The sequence below is a fragment of the Acidimicrobiales bacterium genome (assembly GCA_035316325.1).
Taxonomy (GTDB): domain Bacteria; phylum Actinomycetota; class Acidimicrobiia; order Acidimicrobiales; family VFJN01; genus DASXTK01.
The window spans coordinates 17508-35956 of sequence record DATHJB010000036.1; the positions used below are offsets into that span (position 1 = coordinate 17508).

Annotated in this window: 11 protein-coding genes; 2 read left to right on the plus strand and 9 right to left on the minus strand. The window is 73.7% G+C overall.

Annotation, left to right across the window (positions count from 1 at the left end):
• Window positions 1-26: 26 nt before the first annotated feature.
• The 5 genes from VK611_05155 to VK611_05175 all read right to left on the minus strand — a co-directional run bounded on the left by VK611_05155 (window position 27) and on the right by VK611_05175 (window position 14417).
• Window positions 27-446: a hypothetical protein gene (locus tag VK611_05155; GenBank protein HMG40692.1), complete on the minus strand. Its 420-nt coding sequence runs from the start codon at window positions 444-446 to the stop codon at window positions 27-29.
• Window positions 421-4968, minus strand: coding sequence for a beta-ketoacyl synthase N-terminal-like domain-containing protein (locus tag VK611_05160; GenBank protein HMG40693.1), 4548 nt, complete (start codon window positions 4966-4968; stop codon window positions 421-423). The genes VK611_05155 and VK611_05160 overlap by 26 nt, the downstream gene beginning before the upstream one ends.
• Complete coding sequence (locus VK611_05165; protein HMG40694.1) at window positions 4961-12307, minus strand: SDR family NAD(P)-dependent oxidoreductase; 7347 nt, start codon at window positions 12305-12307, stop codon at window positions 4961-4963. Before VK611_05165 ends, VK611_05160 begins: the two co-directional genes overlap by 8 nt.
• Before the next feature lie 362 nt (window positions 12308-12669).
• Window positions 12670-13791 (minus strand): hypothetical protein, encoded by a 1122-nt coding sequence (locus VK611_05170; protein HMG40695.1) that lies wholly within the window; start codon window positions 13789-13791, stop codon window positions 12670-12672.
• Between the two features lie 143 nt (window positions 13792-13934).
• A complete protein-coding gene (locus VK611_05175; GenBank protein HMG40696.1) occupies window positions 13935-14417 on the minus strand; it encodes a CarD family transcriptional regulator in 483 nt (160 codons plus the stop codon).
• 145 nt (window positions 14418-14562) lie between these two features.
• Here VK611_05175 and VK611_05180 point away from each other — a divergent pair, with 145 nt between their 5' ends.
• Both VK611_05180 and VK611_05185 read left to right on the plus strand, forming a co-directional pair.
• Window positions 14563-15804, plus strand: a complete 1242-nt coding sequence (locus VK611_05180; GenBank protein HMG40697.1) for an acyl-CoA dehydrogenase family protein — start codon at window positions 14563-14565, stop codon at window positions 15802-15804.
• Complete coding sequence (locus VK611_05185) at window positions 15801-16685, plus strand: TIGR03619 family F420-dependent LLM class oxidoreductase (GenBank protein HMG40698.1); 885 nt, start codon at window positions 15801-15803, stop codon at window positions 16683-16685. The genes VK611_05180 and VK611_05185 overlap by 4 nt, the downstream gene beginning before the upstream one ends.
• Window positions 16686-16819: 134 nt before the next feature.
• Here the strand turns inward: VK611_05185 and VK611_05190 are convergent, their stop codons facing one another.
• From VK611_05190 to VK611_05205, 4 genes are read right to left on the minus strand one after another with little or no spacing between them, the layout of a single operon-like run.
• Window positions 16820-17179, minus strand: coding sequence for a VOC family protein (locus tag VK611_05190; GenBank protein ID HMG40699.1), 360 nt, complete (start codon window positions 17177-17179; stop codon window positions 16820-16822).
• Entirely contained in the window at window positions 17176-17427 is a 252-nt protein-coding gene (locus tag VK611_05195) for a hypothetical protein (protein HMG40700.1), read from the minus strand. The genes VK611_05190 and VK611_05195 overlap by 4 nt, the downstream gene beginning before the upstream one ends.
• Before the next feature lie 19 nt (window positions 17428-17446).
• Window positions 17447-18031, minus strand: a complete 585-nt coding sequence (locus VK611_05200; protein HMG40701.1) for a TetR/AcrR family transcriptional regulator — start codon at window positions 18029-18031, stop codon at window positions 17447-17449.
• A complete protein-coding gene (locus VK611_05205) occupies window positions 18031-18438 on the minus strand; it encodes a hypothetical protein (protein ID HMG40702.1) in 408 nt (135 codons plus the stop codon). Before VK611_05205 ends, VK611_05200 begins: the two co-directional genes overlap by 1 nt.
• Window positions 18439-18449: the final 11 nt, after the last annotated feature.

Sequence of the window (18449 nt, forward strand, 5' to 3'; positions counted from 1 at the left end):
CCTCGCTGCTCGCTGCCGACGGCCGGTCAGGCGGCCGAGCTGGTGTCGTCGGTGTCGCTGGTCGACGTCACGATGAACGCCACCAGGTCGCCGACGCCGAGGGAGATGATCTCGTCGAGCTCCATCGTCGCCAGCCAGGCCACGAAGTCGACCTGGCCGCCGTAGTGCTGCAGCAGCCGCTCGGCCAGGGCCACGAACTCGAGGCTCTCGAGCTCGAGGTCCTCGTCGAACGACGTGTCGAGTCCGATGGAGAGGTCGATCAGGTACTCGGGCCCGATGACGTCGACCAGCATGTCCTGCACGACCTCGAGCACGTCCGTGACGTGGTCGGATGGCGCCGGGTCGGTCGTGTCCTCGTAGGTGTCGTAGTCGCCGTAGCCGGCATGGCCGGGGGTCCCATTGGTTCCGTGGGTCCACGCCTCAGCGATCGGTGACGGTCCAGGCAACGATGTGCTCCTTCCGGGGGAGAGGCTCGGGAGTGGTGCTCGGGGGGAGCCGTTCGAAGGCGATCCAGCGGTTGCGGATGCGCAGGCGGCTGCCCCGGCGCTCGAGGACCTCGAAGTCCTTGGGTCGGCCGCCGAGCCCGTGTCCGGTGGCCTTGGCGGCGGCCTCCTTGGCCGCCCACAGCACGGTCAGCCAGGCGTCGCGGTCGTAGCCGTCGGGAGCCGGGATCGTCCGCTCGGCGCCGGTGAGCACCAGCGCCTCGAAGCTGGGCCGGCGGGCTTCGATCCGCTCGACGTCGACGCCCACGTCGACGCCGTCGCCCACCAGCGCCACGCCCACGCCCTCGACGTGCGAGAGCGACACTCGCAGGTCGTCGTCGAAGGGGCCGCGCACCAGGGGACGGCCCGACGGGTCGTTGGCGACCGCCACCTCGGCGGGGAACAGGGGCCCGTGCTCGCGGGACCACAGCCAGCGCCGCACCGCGTCCTTGACGGCGATCCGGCCCAGCAGGAACTGCCGCTGCGCCAGGGGGTTGAGCCGCTCGTAGTCGGCCTGCTCGTCGCGGCTCAGGTAGCGCCGCATCACCAGCGAGCGGGTGGCCGAATCGGGCCAGCGCTCGTGGATCAGGGTGTAGCCGGAGTGCTCCACCGACATGCCGGCGCGCTCGGGCCACTTCAGCGTCTCGAACACCAGCGGGTCGGTGGCGAAGCGCCGGTCCTCCCAGCCGGAGATGCGGCACCACACCCGGTCGTCGACGACCAGGACGTGGTCGCCCCGCAGCACCTTGTCGTCGAGGTGGGTGATGGTGACCGTGCAGTCGACGAGCGTGTCGGGCGGCGGCTGGGGGCCGAAGAGCTCGACCCGGGCGATCGAGGTGGGCAGCACGAGCCGGTCGGCCTCGGCGTGCGCCGACAGCCAGTGGCCCATGAGCTGACCGGCGTTGTCGAGCAGGGCGCCGGGGGCGGCGAGGCTCTTGAGAATGGCCCGGGAGCCGTCGTCGCCCAGCGCCAGGAACGCCCGGACGCCCTGGTAGGCGGGGCCGTGGAACATGTGGCGGTCGCTGTAGAAGCGGGACGCCTCGATGTGGCTGGGCCGCTCGTTGCGGAGGGGGACGGGGGCAGCCTGCGGCGGATCCGGGTAGCGCGGTGCCAGGACGACGGTGGCCCGGGCGTGGCCGTCGACGCTCGCCTTGACGTGGACGCGGCCGTCGGGGCCGCTGTCGACGGTGGTCGCCCGGACGGTCACGTCGACGGGCGGGTCGACCGCCAGCCAGCGGAACGCGGCGATCTCCTCGATGGCGACCACCACCAGCCCGGGATGGAGCTCCCGGGCCGTCTCGGCCAGCAGCTCGATGATCCCCGTCATCGGCACCAGCGGGAACCGGTCCTCGGGGTACGGCCACCCCTCCCGCTGCCGGAAGAACGCATGGTCGGCCCACGCCGGCTCGACGTCGAGCCCCACCCGCCTCCGGTACACCAACCCCGCAGCCCCGATTCCGTTGCCCGGGGTCTCAGCCGCGGGGGGTGTCGTCGTCGTTGGCAGGGCGTCCGGGCTGGTCCCGGTGCCACTGGTGAGGGGGGTGAGGGTGCGGATGAGGGGGGTGCCGAGAGGGAGCAGGCGGTCGGTGGGGCTGGGTGTGGGGCTGGGTGTTGGGGTGGGGCTGGGCGTCGACGGCTCGGCGGGCGAGCGCCCGGGCCGGGCCGCGGGCGTCGCGGGGGGGACGCGATGTGCCTCGGCGGACCGGCCCGAGCCTGTGACCTCACCTGGTGGGCTGGTGAGGCGATCGCAGGCCACGTCGACGCCCTGCACCCACAGCGCCCCGGCGACCTGGCAGAGCTGCTCCATCCCCGAGCGCTTGGGGGTGTTGGCGGCGACGGCGACCACCTCGAGGTCGCCGAGGGTGTCGTCGACGAAACCGGGGAGGTTGCCCACCCCGACCTGCACGAACACCCGGGCGCCAGCTTTGTACAACGCCTCCACCAGCTCCCGGAACCGCACCGGCTCCACCAGGTGGCGAGCCGCCAGCTCCCGCACCTCGTCGGGATCCGACGGGTAGGGAGCGCAGGTGGTGGCCGACCAGAGCGGCACCTTCGGGCCCTCGATCGTTAGCTCGGCGAACGCCTCCCGCATCGCCGGCACGTGGGCGGCGAACAGCGGCGAGTGGAAGCCCGACCGGAACGGCAGCTCCTGGGCGAGCACCCGCAGCTCCCGGCACCGGTCGGCCACGAGGGCGATCTCGTCGGCCGGCCCGCACACCACCGACTGGTGCGGGCAGTTGTCGTGCGACACGGCCGTGTGCTCCAGGCCGTCGAGCAGGTCCTCCGCCGCCTCGACACCGCACCCGAGGGCCAGGAACGTCACGTCGGCCACCTCGACGGCACCGGGACGCAGCCGCTCGACGAAGTCGTCGAACCGGTCCTCGGCGATCACGCCCGTGGCGATCTCGCCCGTCCACTCGCCCAGGCTGTGGCCGGCCACCATGTCGGGCCGCACGTTCAGCTCGCCCAGCGCCCGGTGCAGCAGCCGGCCGACGGCGATGATGCCCCGCGACTGGCGCTCCAGGTCGGAGAGGTCGCCGCCGTCGGCATCACCGTCGCCGCCGGCAGCCTGCAGGGGCGCCATGAGGGCCGAGAGCCCGAAGTGGCGGGCCACGTCGTCGACCTTGGGGTCGAACGCCGGCTCGACCCCCGGGAACAGGAACGCCAGCCGCCCGCCGGCGCTCAGCAGGCCGGAGGGCTCGAACCACACGCCGTTGCGCCCCCGCCAGGGCTTGCCCTGGGCCACCACCTTCTGCGCCAGCTCCAGCCGGCGGGGCGTGACGTCGACGATCGCCAGCCGGGTGGGGCCGGGAGACTCCGGCACGTCGGCGATCGACGGGCGGTCGGCGTCCTCGGCTGCCAGCGCCGTCACCCGGTCACGCAACCGGGTGGCCAGCCCCTGTGGGCTGCCCGCCGCCATCAGCAGCACCGCCGGCAGCGGCGACAGCCCCACACGGACGCGGGACGCCGGTGCGTCGGCAGGCTCGGCCTCCGGCATGGCGCCGATGGGATGGTCGACCGGGCGCTCCGAAGCCGGCGGGCGACGACGGGGGACCGCACGCCGCGGTCCGCCCGACGCATGCTCCTCCAGCACCAGGTGGGCGTTGATGCCGCCGAAGCCGAAGGCGTTGACGCCCGCCCGGCGGGGCCCGGCCGGCGCCGACCACGGCTCGGCCTCCTGCAGCAGCCGGAAGCGGGTGGACTCGACCAGCGGGTGGGGGTCGTCGGCGTGGAGCGTCGGCGGCAGCACCTGGTGGTGCAGCGCCAGCGCCGCCTTGGCCAGCCCCGCAGCCCCGGCAGCCGGCATGGCGTGGCCGATCATCGACTTGATCGATCCCAGCCCGGCCCGCGCCTCGTCGGCCTCGGCCTTGCCGAACACCAGCCGCAGCGTCTCCAGCTCGGCCTCGTCGCCGGCCGGGGTGGCCGTGCCGTGCGCCTCCACCAGGCCGACCGTGGCCGGGTCGAGCTGCGCCGCCGTCCACGCCCGCTGCAGCGCCAGCGCCTGGCCCGAGACGCTCGGACTCATCAGGCTCCCCGAACGCCCGTCGGAGGCGACCGCGGAGCCGGCGACCACGGCGTACACCCGGTCGCCCGCCTGCTCGGCGTCGGCCAGCCGCTTCAGCACGAAGAAGCCGGTGCCCTCGCCGACGAGGATGCCGTCGGCCTGACGGCTGAACGGGCGGATCTGCTGCGTGGGCGACAGGGCCTTGAGCTGCGTGAAGACGCTCCACAGCGTCACGTCGTGGCAGTGGTGCGAACCGCCCGCCAGCACCAGGTCGCAGCGCCCGGTGGCCAGCTCCCGCACGGCGTGGTCGACCGCCACCAGCGTCGACGCGCAGGCGGCGTCGACGGTGAACGCCGGCCCCTGGAAGTCGAACCGGTTGGCGATGCGGGAGGCGACGAGGTTGGGCACCAGGCCGATCGACGCCTCGGGCCGGTCGGGGCCGAGCTGTTGGACGAACTCCTCGCGCACCTGGTCGAGCCGCTCGGCCGGCAGATCGGGCAGCAGGGACCGCAGCGCCTCCACCAGCTGGCGGGCCACGCTCACCCGCTGGTCGAGCCGGGCGATGCCGGGGGTGCGGTAGCCGCCCCGGCCGACCACGACCGCGACCCGGTCCGACGGGACGCCCTCGTGGGCGTCGCCGCTGTCGGCCAGCGCCGCGGCGGCCTGGGCGAGGGCGATGAACTGGTCGGGCTCGCCGCCGTCGACGGCGATCGGCATGATCCCGAAGGCCGCCGGGTCGAACCGGGCGATGTCGTCGACGAAGCCGCCCCGCCGGCAGTAGAGGCGGTCGGGGCTGCCGTCGGGCGCGGCGCCCTCGGCGAGCGGCGCGTAGAAGGCCGGGTCCCAACGGTCCGCGGGCACGTCGCCGATGGCGTCGACGCCCTCGCACACGTTGCGCCACAGGTCGTCGGCCGTGGGCGCGCCCGGGAAGACGCAGCCCATGCCGACGATGGCGATCCGATCGACGCGCGGGTCACCCACGTTCGGTGAGGTCCTCCAGCGTGAGGCCACCGGGCAGGGCGAAGCCGTCGCCGCCGTCGCCGGGCTCGGGTGGCTCGTCCAGCTCGGTGTCGGTGGGCGTCCACGACCCCGGGGCGCTGGGTGGGCGGCCCTCCATCGTCGCCGGCTCGGCGCGCATCACCACGACCTGCGCCGGCTCGCCGGGGAGCGTGCCCATCTCGGTGAGCAGCGCCCGGACGCCCTCGTCGGGGTCGACGAGCCCGACACCCCGGCGGGCGTACTCCCGCTCCAGCTCGGGCGACACCATCCCGGTGCCCGACCACGGGCCCCAGTCGATGCTGACGACCCGGCGGCCCTCGGCACCGTCGAAGCGGAGGGCCAGCTCGTCGAGCGCGTCGTTGGCGGCGCTGTAGTCGACCTGGCCCCGGTTGCCGAACACGCCACTGACGCTGCCGAAGAACACCACCAGCCGGACGTCGTCGCCGAGGTGGTCGAGCAGCGTGCGGGCGCCGTCGACCTTGGTGGCGAACACCCGGTCGAAGCCGGCGTCGGTCTTGTCGCGGGCCAGCCGGTCGTCGAGCACGCCGGCGCCGTGGACGACCGCGTCGATGCGACCGTGGTACTCACGGATCTCGCCCAGCACCCGGGCCAGCGCCTGGCTGTCGCGCACGTCGACCGAGTGGTACGTGGTGGGGCTCCCGACCGCCCGGAGCTGGGCCATCGTGGCCCGGATCTCGCGGTCGGCCGTGATGCGGTCGATCGCCGGCTCGATCTCGGCGGGGGTGCGCAGCTCGCCGGCCTCCAGCAGCACCCGACGCAGCGCCGGGCGGTCGAGGGCGGCGGCGGTGCGCAGGTCCTCGTCACCGGGCAGCGACGAGCGGCCCAGCAGCTCGATGCGGCACTGGCTCTCGCGGGCGATGGCCAGGGCGGCCTTGGCGGTGATCCCGCGTGCCCCGCCGGTGAGGACGACCACCGACTCGTTGTCGAACGGCGCGGCCGGCACGTCGGGGCCGAGGTCGGTGCCCTTGGCGACCCGGCGGGTGGTGCGCTTGCCGTGGTTGTAGGCGACCGAGACGGGGCCGGCCGGGTCGAGGATCTCGTCGGCGAGGAGCCGGGCGACGACGCCGGCGGGCTCCATGCGGTCGCTCAGCTCGACGGCCCGGACGTGGTGCTCGGGCAGCTCGCGGGCGATAGAGCGCATCAGGCCCGGCACGCCGCTGACGACGTTGGGGGCGGTGCGGACCCCCCGGGCCACGGCGGCGACGAGGGTGGTGGCCCGGCCGGTGATGGCGGGCTTGAGGGCGGCGAACACGTCGCGGGCGTCCACGGGGGCGACGGCGTCGGCGGCGCCGAGGTGGACCACGCCGTCGACCTGGGCCAGGCGGGCGGCCACGGCGTCGGGCAGGGGACGGGAGGGGACGCCGCGGTGGGTCGCGACCACCTCGACCGTGGCGCCCGACCGCTCCAGCAGCCGGCGCAGCTCGTCGAGGCCCTCCCACGGGTCGCTGACCAGGATGAACGTCTTCCCGGCGGCGGGGGCGACGGGCAGAGCCGGCGCCAGCATGGCGGTCTCGAGGACGAACCGCCGGGTGGGCGGCAGGGTGGCCACCGCCACGTGGCTCTCGGCCTGGGTCGGCCCCGGCCGGTTGCCGTTGCCGGCCCGGTTGCTCCGGACCAACGACGCCGCCCCCACGACGACCCCGGCGGGGTCGGCAGGCACGGCGGCGGTGCCGGGGGCGTCAGGGTGGCCGGGCTGACCGGCGGCGCCGGTGGCCGGGAGGCCGGTGGCGGGGGTGGCGTCGGCCGGGATGCCGGTGGCGCCGGGCTGGGCGGCGGGGGCCGGTGTGCCGGACGGGCCGATGCCGGCGGGCGTCGGCGGCGTCGGCCAGGGGGCGAGCACGGTGGGGTCCAGGTAGGCGGCGCCGGTGGCGGGCGGGGGAGCGAAGGTGGCGGCGTTGTCGTCGAGCCAGGCGACGATCGCTCGGAGGGACTTGAGCTGGGCGAGCTGCTCGACGACCGACTCGTCGAGGCCCATGGCGTCGTCGCCGGCCAGGCCGACCCGCTCGGCCAGCTCGCCGATGATCTCGATCCGCTTGATGGAGTCGATGCTGAGGTCGGCCTCGAGGTCGAGGTCCGGGTCGAGCATGTCGAGCGGGTAGCCGGTCCGCTCGGCGACGACGGCCAGGATCACCGCCAGCAGCTCGTCGCCGCTCGGGGCGACCGGTACCGGCGCCGGCGTCGCCAGCGGCAGGGACTCGGGCGTCGCCAGCGGGGCCAGCACCGGCGCCGCGGCGGTGACGACCTCGTGGCGGCCGTTGCCGTGGGAACCGTTGCCGGAGCCGTTCCCGGATCCGGAACCGTGGCCGTTGCTGTGCGGGACCGACGCCGGGTACTCGACCGGCAGGACCGGGAGCTCGGGAAGCGCCGGGAGGAGGGCGTTCAGCTCGGGCGGCAGCTCGCCCAGGTAGCGGAGCATGACCTCGCGCTGGGCGCCGACGATCTGCTGCACGCTGCGCAGGTACTCGAGGACGGCCGCGTCACGCGCCCGGTCCGTCGTGGTCGCGGCGCCCGCCTCGGGGGCCTGCGCCGGGCCGCCGTGGTTCATCACTACCTCCGGAATGCGGTCGGCGGGCTGGAGGCCGCCGCTGACCGGCTCGCCGTCGTTGGTACAGACAAGGTGGCCGTTGACCCGCCAACCAGGCGCCGCCACCGGGAGCGCCGTCGTGTCCACCCGCCGGGCCCGTCCCTCGAAGAGCGGCCGGACGTCCACGGCCACGCCGGCCTCGGCCAGCGATGCCAGGGCCCGCAGCAGGTGCTGCACACCGTTCTCACCCGCCGCGTCGCAGGCCACCGCGGTGTGCGGCCGGTCGCCGAGGATGCGCCCCACGAGCTGGGTCAGCACCCGGCCGGGCCCGACCTCCACGAAGACGCGGGCGCCCGCGGCGTACATCGCCTCGACCTGCTCGACGAACCGCACCGGCTGCCCGAGCTGCGCCGCCAGCCCGGAGCGGATCGACTCGGGGGTGCCCTCGTAGACCGTCGCCGTGGCGTTCGACCAGACCGGCAGGTGCGGTTCGCCCAGGTCGACCTCGGTGAGGCAGTCGGCGAACACGTCGGCGGCCCGGGCGACCAGGGGACTGTGGAACGCCGCCGCCACCGGCAGTCGCTTGGCGGAGATCTTCTCGTCGGCCAACGCCGCGACCAGCGCTTCGACCGCCGCCGTCGGCCCGGCCACCACCGTCTGCCGCGGCCCGTTGTGGTTGGCGATCACGACGTCGGGCCCGAGGCGGGGCGCCAGCTCGTCGGCGGCCAGCGCGACCGCGGCCATCGCCCCCGGGTCGTCGCCCAGGGAGGCGGCTGCGGCCACCATGGCGGCGCCCCGGGCCTCGCTGAGGTCGACCAGCGTGTCGTCGTCGAACACCCCGGCGGTGGCCAGCGCCGCCAGCTCGCCGTAGCTGTGGCCGCCGGCCATGTCGGCCTCGACGCCCAGGTCGGCCAGCAGCCGGGTGAGTGCCAGCGCGGCGATCCCGAGGGCCGGCTGGGCGACCCGCGTGTCGGTCAGCGCCGCCACCTGGGCGTCCCGTTCGGCCTGGGTGAAGGCGGCGCCGGGGAACATGGCGTCGGCCCAGCGCTCGTTGCCGCTCCGCAGCACCGACTGGAGGTGGGGGAAGGCCACGAACAGGTCGGCCAGCATCCCGACCCGCTGGCTTCCCTGGCCGGGATGGAGGAACGCCACCTTGCCCGGCTCCGCCGTCGACCCGGTGGCCGATGCGAGCTGACGAGCCAGGTCGGCGAAGTCGGTCGCGACGACGGCGCAGCGCACCGGCCCCGTGCCCGACGACGACACCGTCCACGCCAGGTCGCGCAGGCGGTGCACCAGACCGTCGGGGTCGGCCTCGACCACCCGGGCGACGACGGCCTGCAGGTCGGCCACCCGCGCCGCCAGAGACTCCGCCGACTCGGCCCGCAGCAGGAAGAGCTCGGCGGGCCACTCGGCCAGCCCGTGGCGCGGCCGCTCGTCGTCGGCGTGGGCCCGCAGCACGGCATGGAAGTTGGTGCCGCCGAAGCCGAAGGCGCTGACCGCCGCCCGCCGCTCGACCGCCGGCCAGGGCAGCGCCCGACCGAGGAACCGGAACGGGCTCGACTCGGCCTCGTAGTAGTCGTTGGGCGTCTCGACGTTGCGGGTGGGCGGCAGCACGCCCGTGTAAACCGACCGGGCCGCCTTGATCAGCCCCGCCAGCCCGGCGGCGCACTTGGTGTGCCCGATCTGCGACTTGACGGAGCCCAGCACGGCGCCGCCGACCGACGCCCCCGAGGCGGAGAACACCTCGGTGAGCGTGGCCAGCTCGGTGCGGTCGCCGACCACCGTGCCGGTGCCGTGGGCCTCGACGAGCCCCACCGACGAGGGCGCGACGCCCGCGCCCGCGTAGGCGCGGTCGAGGGCCCGGACCTGGCCGTCCTTGCGGGGCGCGGTGAGGCCCAGGTGGCGGCCGTCGCTCGATCCGCCGATGCCTTCGATCACGGCGTAGATGCGGTCGCCGTCGCGCTCGGCGTCGGCCCGGCGCTTGAGGACCACGCAGGCGATGCCCTCGCCCAGCGCGATGCCGTCGGCCGACGAGTCGAACGTGCGGCAGCGCCCCGACGGCGACAGGGCGTGGACCGACGAGAACATGAGGTAGTCGTTGATGCCGTTGTGGACGTCGGCGGCCCCGCAGAGGACGAGGTCGCTGGTGCCCCCGACCAGCTCCTTGCAGGCCGCGTCGAGCGCGGCCAGTGAGGCGGCGCAGGCGGCATCGACCGTGTAGTTGACGCCGCCGAGGTCGAGCCGGTTGGCGATGCGGCCGGCGATCACGTTGGTGAGCACCCCGGGGAAGGAGTCCTCGGTGGGCGCGGGCAGGAAGGCGTCGAGCGACGGCGGCAGCGAGCCGACGAAGTGGGGGAACGCGGCCCGGAACCCGTAGGCGCCGCCCAGGTCGTTGCCGCCCTCGGAGCCGAAGATGACCGACGCCCGCGAGCGGTCGAACTCCCGCCGGTCGTAGCCGGCGTCGGCCAGCGCCCGGTTGGCGGCCTCGAGGCTCAGCAGCTGGACCGACTCGATCGCGGCCAGCGACCGGGGCGGGATGCCGTAGGCCAGGGCGTCGAACGGCACCCAGGGCAGGAACCCGCCCCAGCGTGACGGGGTGCGGTGCCCTGCCGAGGCGCCGGTCGCCGCCGGGTCGTAGAAGACCTCGGGGTCCCAGCGGTCGCGGGGCACCTCGGTGACCGCGTCGATGCCGGTCACGATGTTGGCCCAGTACCGCTCGGTGTCGGCGGCGCCGGGGAACATCCCGGCCATGCCGACGATGGCGACGTCGAGCGGCTGGGCGGCGTCGTCGGCCTCGATGGCCCGGTCCCGTGCCGCCACCCGCAGGTTCCGCGTCCGCCGCTCCTCGGCGACCAGCGACGCCAGGTGCGCGGTGGCGCCGGCGGTGACCTCGTCGTGCAGGGCGGCGACGGTGGTGGGGTCACGCCGCAGCGACGCCACCTGGCCGATCATGTACATGCCGTCGTGCAGCTGGGTGGTGGCGTCGACGGGGACCAGCGCCTCGCCGGCCCGGGTGACGCCCTTGCTGGCGATCCGCAGGCGCCCCAGGTTCAGGGACTCCAGCTCGGCCCACATGTCCTTGGCGGGGGTGCCGGCCGCCGCCAGCTCGGCCTTCCGACTCGCGAAGGCCCGCACGTAGTCGGTCTCGACGCAGCGGGTGGCGTGGCCCGGCGAGGTCTCCAGCAGGACGGTGGTGGAGCACGAGCGGGCGACGTCCTGGAACGTGCCGGTGATGGCGCCGCTGTCGACCGCCTCCTCCGTGAACAGGTAGGCCGTGCCCATCAGCACCCCGATGCGGGCGCCCCGGGCGACCAGCGGCGCCGCGATCGCGGCCACCATCGCCGCCGAGCGGGCGTCGTGGATGCCACCGGCGAACAGCAGGTCGACCTCCGCCAGCGCCGCGTCGTCGAGCGCCAGCAGCCGCTCCACCTGCGCCTCCCACAGCGGGAAGCTGGCCCGCGGCCCCACGTGGCCGCCGCACTCGCGCCCCTCGAACACGAAGCGGCGGGCGCCGTCGCGCAGGAACCGGTCGAGCAGCCCGGGCGACGGGACGTGCAGGTAGGTGGTGATGCCGGCCGCCTCGAGCGGCTGCGCTTGCGAGGGCCGGCCGCCGGCGATGAGCGCAACCGGCGGCCGGACCTCGTGGATGACCTCCAGCTGCTCGGCGCGCACCTCGGGTGGTACGAAGCCGAGGACACCGACCCCCCAGGGTCGGTCGCCGAGCAGTTCGGCGGTCTGCGTGAGCAGGGCCCGCACCTCGGGGCCCGGGAGCAGAGCCAGGGCGAGGAAGGGCAGCCCCCCGCCGGCGGCGACGGCCGCGGCCAGCTCGGCCTTGTCGCTCACCCGGGTCATCGGGCCCTGGACGACGGGGTGGGTGGCGCCGTGGGTGGTCGACACGCCGGCGCCGGGGGCGAGCGGCCGGTGCTCGACGGCGGCGGCCAGCTGGGAGTCGATCGCGGCCCGCAGCGCCTGGACGACGCCGCCCACGGTGACGTAGCGGTCGGCCAGCCCGGCGGCGCAGGCCGCGTCCTGGCCGAGCGGCAGCAGGTCGTCGTGCAGGTCGGGGCCGAGGCGCTCGGCGACGCTCCCGAACGACGTGACGGCATCGTCGAGCCCGGCGGACGGCAGGTCGGGCCGCACGTAGACCCGGTGGCCGCCGACCACCCGGGTCTCGCTGCCGTCCATGGCACCGACGGCGGCGCGGGCGTCGTCGCCCAGGCCGGACTCCCGCAGCAGCGCGAGCTGACCGTCGAGGAGCACGCCGCAGGCGCCACCGGCGACGGCGCCTGCGGCCGTGCGAAGGCCGACGCCGCCCTGGACCCAGTAGGGGGCGTCGAGACGGGCGATCTGCTGGGCGAGCACGAACGACTCCACGTCGCCCACCCGCCCGCCGGACTCGCAGCCCTTGGCCACGAGGCCGTCGGCCCCGGCGACCAGCGCGGCGGCGGCCTCCTCGGCGGACACGACCTCCACCAGCACCCTTCGGCCGGCCCAGGCGGCGACCGCGGCCCGGAGGCCGTCGGGCGTGTGGGGGCCGGCGACGACGATGGTGTCGACCTGCTCGGGCAGGTCGGTGGCCTGGTCGCCCCGGCCACCCGAGCCGCGCAGGTGGCGGGGGCCACCGCCGTCGGCCGCGGCGATCCGCACCGCGAACGGCGAAGTGCTGCGACGCGTCACGTCGGCCAGCAGCTCCGCGACGGCGTCGGCCGCCCCGTCGCCACGCACGGTGGCGACGTCGAGGATGCCGACGGCCCCGGCTCGGAGCGCGGCGACCACGAGGGAAGGATTCGGTTGTGCGCAGGGATCGGCCACCAGGACGCGATCACGGGAAGGAGTGCTCATGCGGACGGTGCCCATTCTTGTCTCGCGGGGTGACCCAAAAACCACGGAAAGAGGCACTTTTCTCGCCGCCCGCGCGCCTGGCCGCGTGCGCGGAAGATCACTTGGGTCAGCACGGTCGACGGCTACCTATCCCTGAGAACGCGAATGATGTCCGCGGGGCGCAACGGATCGTGGTGCTGCCACCGCGTCAAGTGGCGGAGCTTAGATGCTCGGGGACCACCCGGCGCGCGGGTGCGTGCGCGCTGCGTCGCGCCCGAGGTCACAGGCCTCAGCGGGCCCGGCGGAGGCTCAGTGGCTCAGGGCGAGGTGTAGACGTAGCCGGGGTCGACGAAGACCTCGGTGGTGTCGACGTCGGGGATCACGTCGTAGGTGGTCACCTCGACGTCGGCCTCCGGGGCGCTCTCGAACGCCGCCGAGCCCCATGCTCCGCCGACGATGTCGCCGCCGGCGTCGCGGAAGACCACGTAGGTCGACGGGTAGCCCACCTCTTCGACCGTGTAGGTCGAGACGAGGTGGAAGCTGGTGGTCATGTTGTACTCGTCGTTCGTGGTCTCGGTGCCGGTGATCTCGAAGCCGCCGTCGGGCACGTCCGCCGGGTCGGCGGCGGCGTCGGAGTGGTCGCGCACCTGGACCTCCAGGTGGTCGATGCCGTCCTGGACGTCCTCGCCGTACATCTCGTCACCGAAGCCCATCTGCTCGCCGGGCCGGATCGTGCCGATCGAGAAGTCCTTCGTGGTGATCACCCGGTCGCCCGAGCCATAGATGACCACCTGCGTCTCCACGCTCTGCAGGATGTCGTCGCCGGTGTTCTCGAGGATGAAGCCGAACGACCCGGCGGAGTCGCCAGATGTGCCCTCGAAGTTGGAGAAGCCCTGGTCGACCACCTGGACCGGCCCGTCGTTGGCGGGCGGCGGATCGTCGCCGGGGTCGGTGGTGTCGGTCGGCTCGGTGTCGGGGGTGTCGGTGCTGGGCGGCAGGGTGGTGCGGTCGCTGGGGTTCTGCGGATCGCCGCCGTCGTCACCGCTGGAGAGCAGGAAGAACAGCAGCACGACCGCGGCCGCGCCGAGGATGCCGAGCACCACGAACAGCGGCGTGCGGTTGTTGTCGCCGACGCCGGGGGGCGGGGTGCCGGGCGGCATGCCGTAGGGGTTCGACGGCTGCCCCGACAGGGGCGGCGGCCCGGGCACCGGGGCGGTCGGAGGCGCCGAGGGGTAGCCACCGGAGGTAGGAGGGGCACCGGGCGGGGCGCCGAACGGGGGAGCGACGGACCCCGGCATCGCCCCGGGCGCGGGGGCCGGTGGCGGCCCGACGACCTGGGTGGCGGCCGGCTCTTCGCCCGGCATCGCCGGACGCGGTGGCGGGTACCACTTGTCGTCTGATGCCTGCCACCAGCCGGGCCCTTGGGGTGTGTCGCTCATCGTCCCGTCCTCGCGTGCCAGCGGGCCGCGAAGGGGATCTGTTCCTGCGCCCGCTGGACTCGTGCCTTACTACGAGTGCGGAACTCTAGGCCACGCGCCGCCCACCACTGCCCGCGCGGCCCGGCTCGCTCCCGCCGCTCTCCCTAGGCGAGTGTCTTGGCGAGGCGCTCCATGGCGTCGTCCTCGGAGATGTCGAGGGAGAACGCGAGCTCGGACACCAGCACCTGGCGGGCCTTGACGAACATCGACTTCTCGCCGGCCGACAGGCCCTTGTCGGCGTCGCGCAGCGCCAGGTTCCGGACCACCTCGGCCACCTGGTACACGTCGCCCGACTTGAGCTTCTCCTGGTGGTTCTTGAAGCGCCGCGACCAGTTGGTGGGCTCGCGCACGTCCTTCTTGGCCAGGACCTCGAACACGTCCTCCACGTCCTCGACGCTGATCGGGTAGCGCATCCCGATCTCCTCCGCCTTCAAGACCGGCACCTTGAGCGTCAACTCACCGTGGGTCATGCGAAGGACGAAGAACTCGACCTTCTCACCGTCGGGGTTGGGTCTTACCTCGGTGGCCTCGATGACGGCGGCACCGTGATGCGGGTAGACCACCCGATCTCCGACGCGAAACGACACGCGCAACTCCTCGAACGTCTGTGGGGGTCATCACAGGATGCCATCAATCCGAACCATCGTGACGCATCGATGACGGCTACCTGCCGCGATCCGGCAGAAAGTAGTGTCGTTGCACGGAAACTGCGAGAACCGACGGGAGCCTGCGATGTTCGAGTGGTCCGAGGAGCAGCAGATGGTGCGTGCCGCGGTGCGCGACTTCATCGCCAAGGAGGTCGTCCCGCACCACCGTGAGCTCGAGCACGGCGACCTCCCGCCCTACGACATCCTGCGCAAGCTCTTCACCACCTTCGGGATGGACGCCATGGCCCGCGACCGCTTCGAGCGGACGATGGCCCGGGAGTCGAGCGAGTCGAGCGACGAGTCGTCCGGCGAGTCGCCCGGTGAGGCGCTGACCGGCGGCGGGCGCGACGCCAACGCCATCGCCTTCCAGATGATCCCCATCATCGAGCTGTGCCGCTGGAGCCCCGGGATGGTGACCGCCATGGGCGTGTCGATGGGGCTGACGTCGGCGGCGATCCTGAGCCGCGGCACCCCCGCCCAGAAGCAGCGCTGGGCGCTGCCGCTGCTGACGATGGAGAAGATCGGCGCCTGGGCGATCACCGAGCCGGGGTCGGGGTCGGACGCCTTCGGGTCGATGAAGTCGACCGCCCGGCGTGACGGCGACGAGTACGTCCTCAACGGCTCCAAGACCTTCATCACCAACGGCCCCTACGCCGACACGATCGTCTTCATCTGCAAGTTCGACGAGGGCAACCCGCCGGCCGAGCGCAAGATGCTCAGCTTCGTCCTCGACCAGGGGACGCCCGGGCTGGAGCAGTCGAAGCCCCTCAAGAAGATGGGGCTCCACTCGTCGCCCACCGGCGAGCTGTTCCTCACCGACGTGCGGGTCGGGCGCGACCGCCTCATCGGCGAGACCGAGGACGTGCCCGCCGGCGGCCGCACCGCCGCCAAGGCCACCTTCAACATGGAGCGCTCCGGCGTCGCGGCCATGGCGCTCGGGATCATCTCGCAGTGCCTGGAGCTGTCGGTCGACTACGCCAAGAACCGGGTGCAGTTCGGCCAGCCCATCGGCGAGTTCCAGCTCATCCAGGACAAGCTGGCCCGCATGGCGGTCGCCCGGCTCAACGTCGAGAACCTGGTGTTCCGCTTCATCGAGGTGAGCGCGGCGGGCAAGGACCTGACGCTGGCCGAGGCGTCGGCCATGAAGCTCTACTCGGCCCGGGCCGCCACCGAGGTGGCGATGGAGGCGGTGCAGCTGTTCGGCGGCAACGGCTACATGAGCGAGTTCCAGGTGGAGCAGCTGGCCCGCGACGCCAAGGTGCTGCAGATCTACGCCGGCACCGACGAGATCCAGATCACCCACATCGCGAAGGACCTGCTGAGATGACGATGAAGTTCGGCGTGTTCTTCGCCAACACCGGTCCGTACGGGACGGTGGCCGACAGCGCCCGGGCGCTCGGTGCCGCCGCCGAGGCCGCCGGGTTCGAGTCCGTGTGGACGGTCGAGCACGTCGTGGTGCCCAAGGGGTACGAGTCGACCTACCCGTACGACCCGTCGGGCCGGATGCCGGGGCCGGAGGAGAGCCCGATCCCCGATCCGCTCATCTGGCTGTCGTACCTGGCCGCGGCGACGTCGACGCTGAAGCTGGCCACGGGCATCCTCATCGTCCCCCAGCGCAACCCGCTGGTGCTGGCCAAGGAGTGCGGGACGCTCGACCTGCTGTCGGGCGGGCGGCTGCTGCTGGGGGTGGGCGCCGGCTGGCTGGAGGAGGAGTTCGACGCCCTGGGCATCCCGTTCGAGGACCGGGGGCGCCGCCTCGACGACCACATCGGCGCGCTGCGGGCCGCGTGGGGCGACCAGCCGGCGAGCTTCAAGGGCGAGTTCACGTCGTTCGACGACGTGTACGTGCAGCCGCAGCCGGTCGACGGGTCGGTGCCGATCATCGTGGGTGGCCACAGCGCGGCGGCGGCTCGACGGGCGGGTCGGCTGGGCAACGGCTTCTTCCCGGGCCGGGCGCGGGACGAGGACCTGTCGTCGCTCATCGGGACGATGCGCGCAGCGGCCGAGGAGGCGGGGCGCGACCCGGACGCCGTCGAGGTGACCGCCGTGGGACTGGCCGTCCTCGGCTCCGACCCCCTCGCCGCGGTCGAGCACTACGCCGAGCTGGGCATCAGCCGCCTGGTCATCCCGCCGCTGTCCTACGACGCGGCCGCCGTGGGCGACACCCTCGCCGACTTCGCCACCCGGGTGATCCACCCTTCGGCCTGAGTCTCCTGTGGTCGCTCGGACGAGCTCGAGTCGTTTCTGATCGGTCTCCGATCTCAAACGACTCGAGCGTGCGACGGCGACCACAGACGACTCGGGCCGGGCTCGACGCGGCACGGGGCAACCGTTGCGGTCGTCTACAGCTCGATCACGTACCCGTCGGGGTCGGCGACGTAGGCGAACGGGCTCTCCGGGGCGTGCTCGCCCCGCTCGACCAGCCGTCCTCCCGCCTGCTCGACCTCGGCGACGGCGGCGTCGAGCTGTGACTTGTCGACCAGCCGGAAGCCGAAGTGGTCGACCCCGCCCGCCCGACCAGCCTTCTCGGGGACCTCGTTGAGCGTGACGGTGTCGGAGCTGTTCGGCGGCCGGAGGAAGACCATCGTCGGCCCGTCCCGGAACAGCTCCTCGAACCCGAAGACCTCCCGGTAGAACCTCAACGACCGCTCGAGGTCGGCGACGAACAGATGGATGTGCGTCAACCCCTCGATCTCGATCACGGCTCCACCAACTGGGAAGTGAGCTTGGCGACGAACCTGGGTAGGTGAGGGTCGAGGCCGGAGGGATCGGCGGTCGCCAGGGCGGCGAGGTCCCACCACCGGGCGTCGCTGAACTCGGTGGGGTCGGCGTCGATCGGCACGCCCGCACGACCGCGGATCCACGCCAAGGCGTCGGCCCGATGGGTGGTCTCGACGTCGTCCCACGGCGCGATGGCCCGGAGCGCGGTCTCGGCGGCGGCACGACCCATCCCGTCAGCTTGCCTCAGGTCACGGGTCGGTGCCGGTGGGGAAGGTGGTGGAGAGGTCGAGGAGGGGGGTGAGGGCGTCGGGGGTGAGGACGGATTGGAGGGCGCCGTGGAGCCAGAGGTCGGCGAGGCCGTGGACGTTGGCCCAGAGGACGGCGGCGACCTGGTCCCGGGGGACATCGGGGTGCCAGCCGTCGGCCTGGGCATCGGCGACGAGGCCGGCCAGCTGCTCGAACGACGCCAACCCCGCGGCCTGGTAGGCGGGGTCGCTGGTGTCGGACAGGTCCGGGCGGAACATCACCGCGTAGACGCCGGGCTGGGCCAGGGCGAAGCGCACGTAGCCGTGGCCGGCGGCGGCGATGCGGCGGCGGGGGTCGTCCTCGCCGTCGATGGCGTCGGCCACCGAAGCGATGAGCTGCTCGAACCCCCCGGCGCTCACGGCGGCGAGCAGCGAGGCCAGGGTGGGGAAGTGGCGCAGCGGCGCCCCGTGCGACACGCCGGCCTCCCGGGCGATGGCCCGCAGCGTCAGCCCGCCGACCCCGTCCCGGGCCACGACCTGCCGGGCGGCCTCCAGGAGTCGCTCCCGGGGCGTCGTCGTCGAGGCCATCAGGCGGTGAGGAGGCCGACGCCGGTGGTCACGACCCCGACGGCCAGCAGCACGGCCCCGGCGTAGAGCAACCAGACGAAGCGGTTCGGCCGCTCGGCGCCACGGGACAGCACCGAGAAGAAGAAGCCGCCGGGGATCAGCAGCGCCGCGATCGGCACGCCGGAGCGGGCCAGCCAGGTGAAGCCGTCGGACATGTCGGTGGCCTCGACGTAGAGCTGGATGACCAGCGCGAGGATCACCAGCACGCCGGCATGGGCGTGGCCGGCACGGAAGAACGACTTCTGCAGGTCGGTGGCCGGTTCCTTGCCCTGCACGACGCGGAGCATGAACACGCCGCCGAACTGGATGGTCACGATGCTGAGGAGGAGGATCCCGGCCAGGTTCCGGGTGGCGTCGGAGAGTTCCATGTAGACGGTGT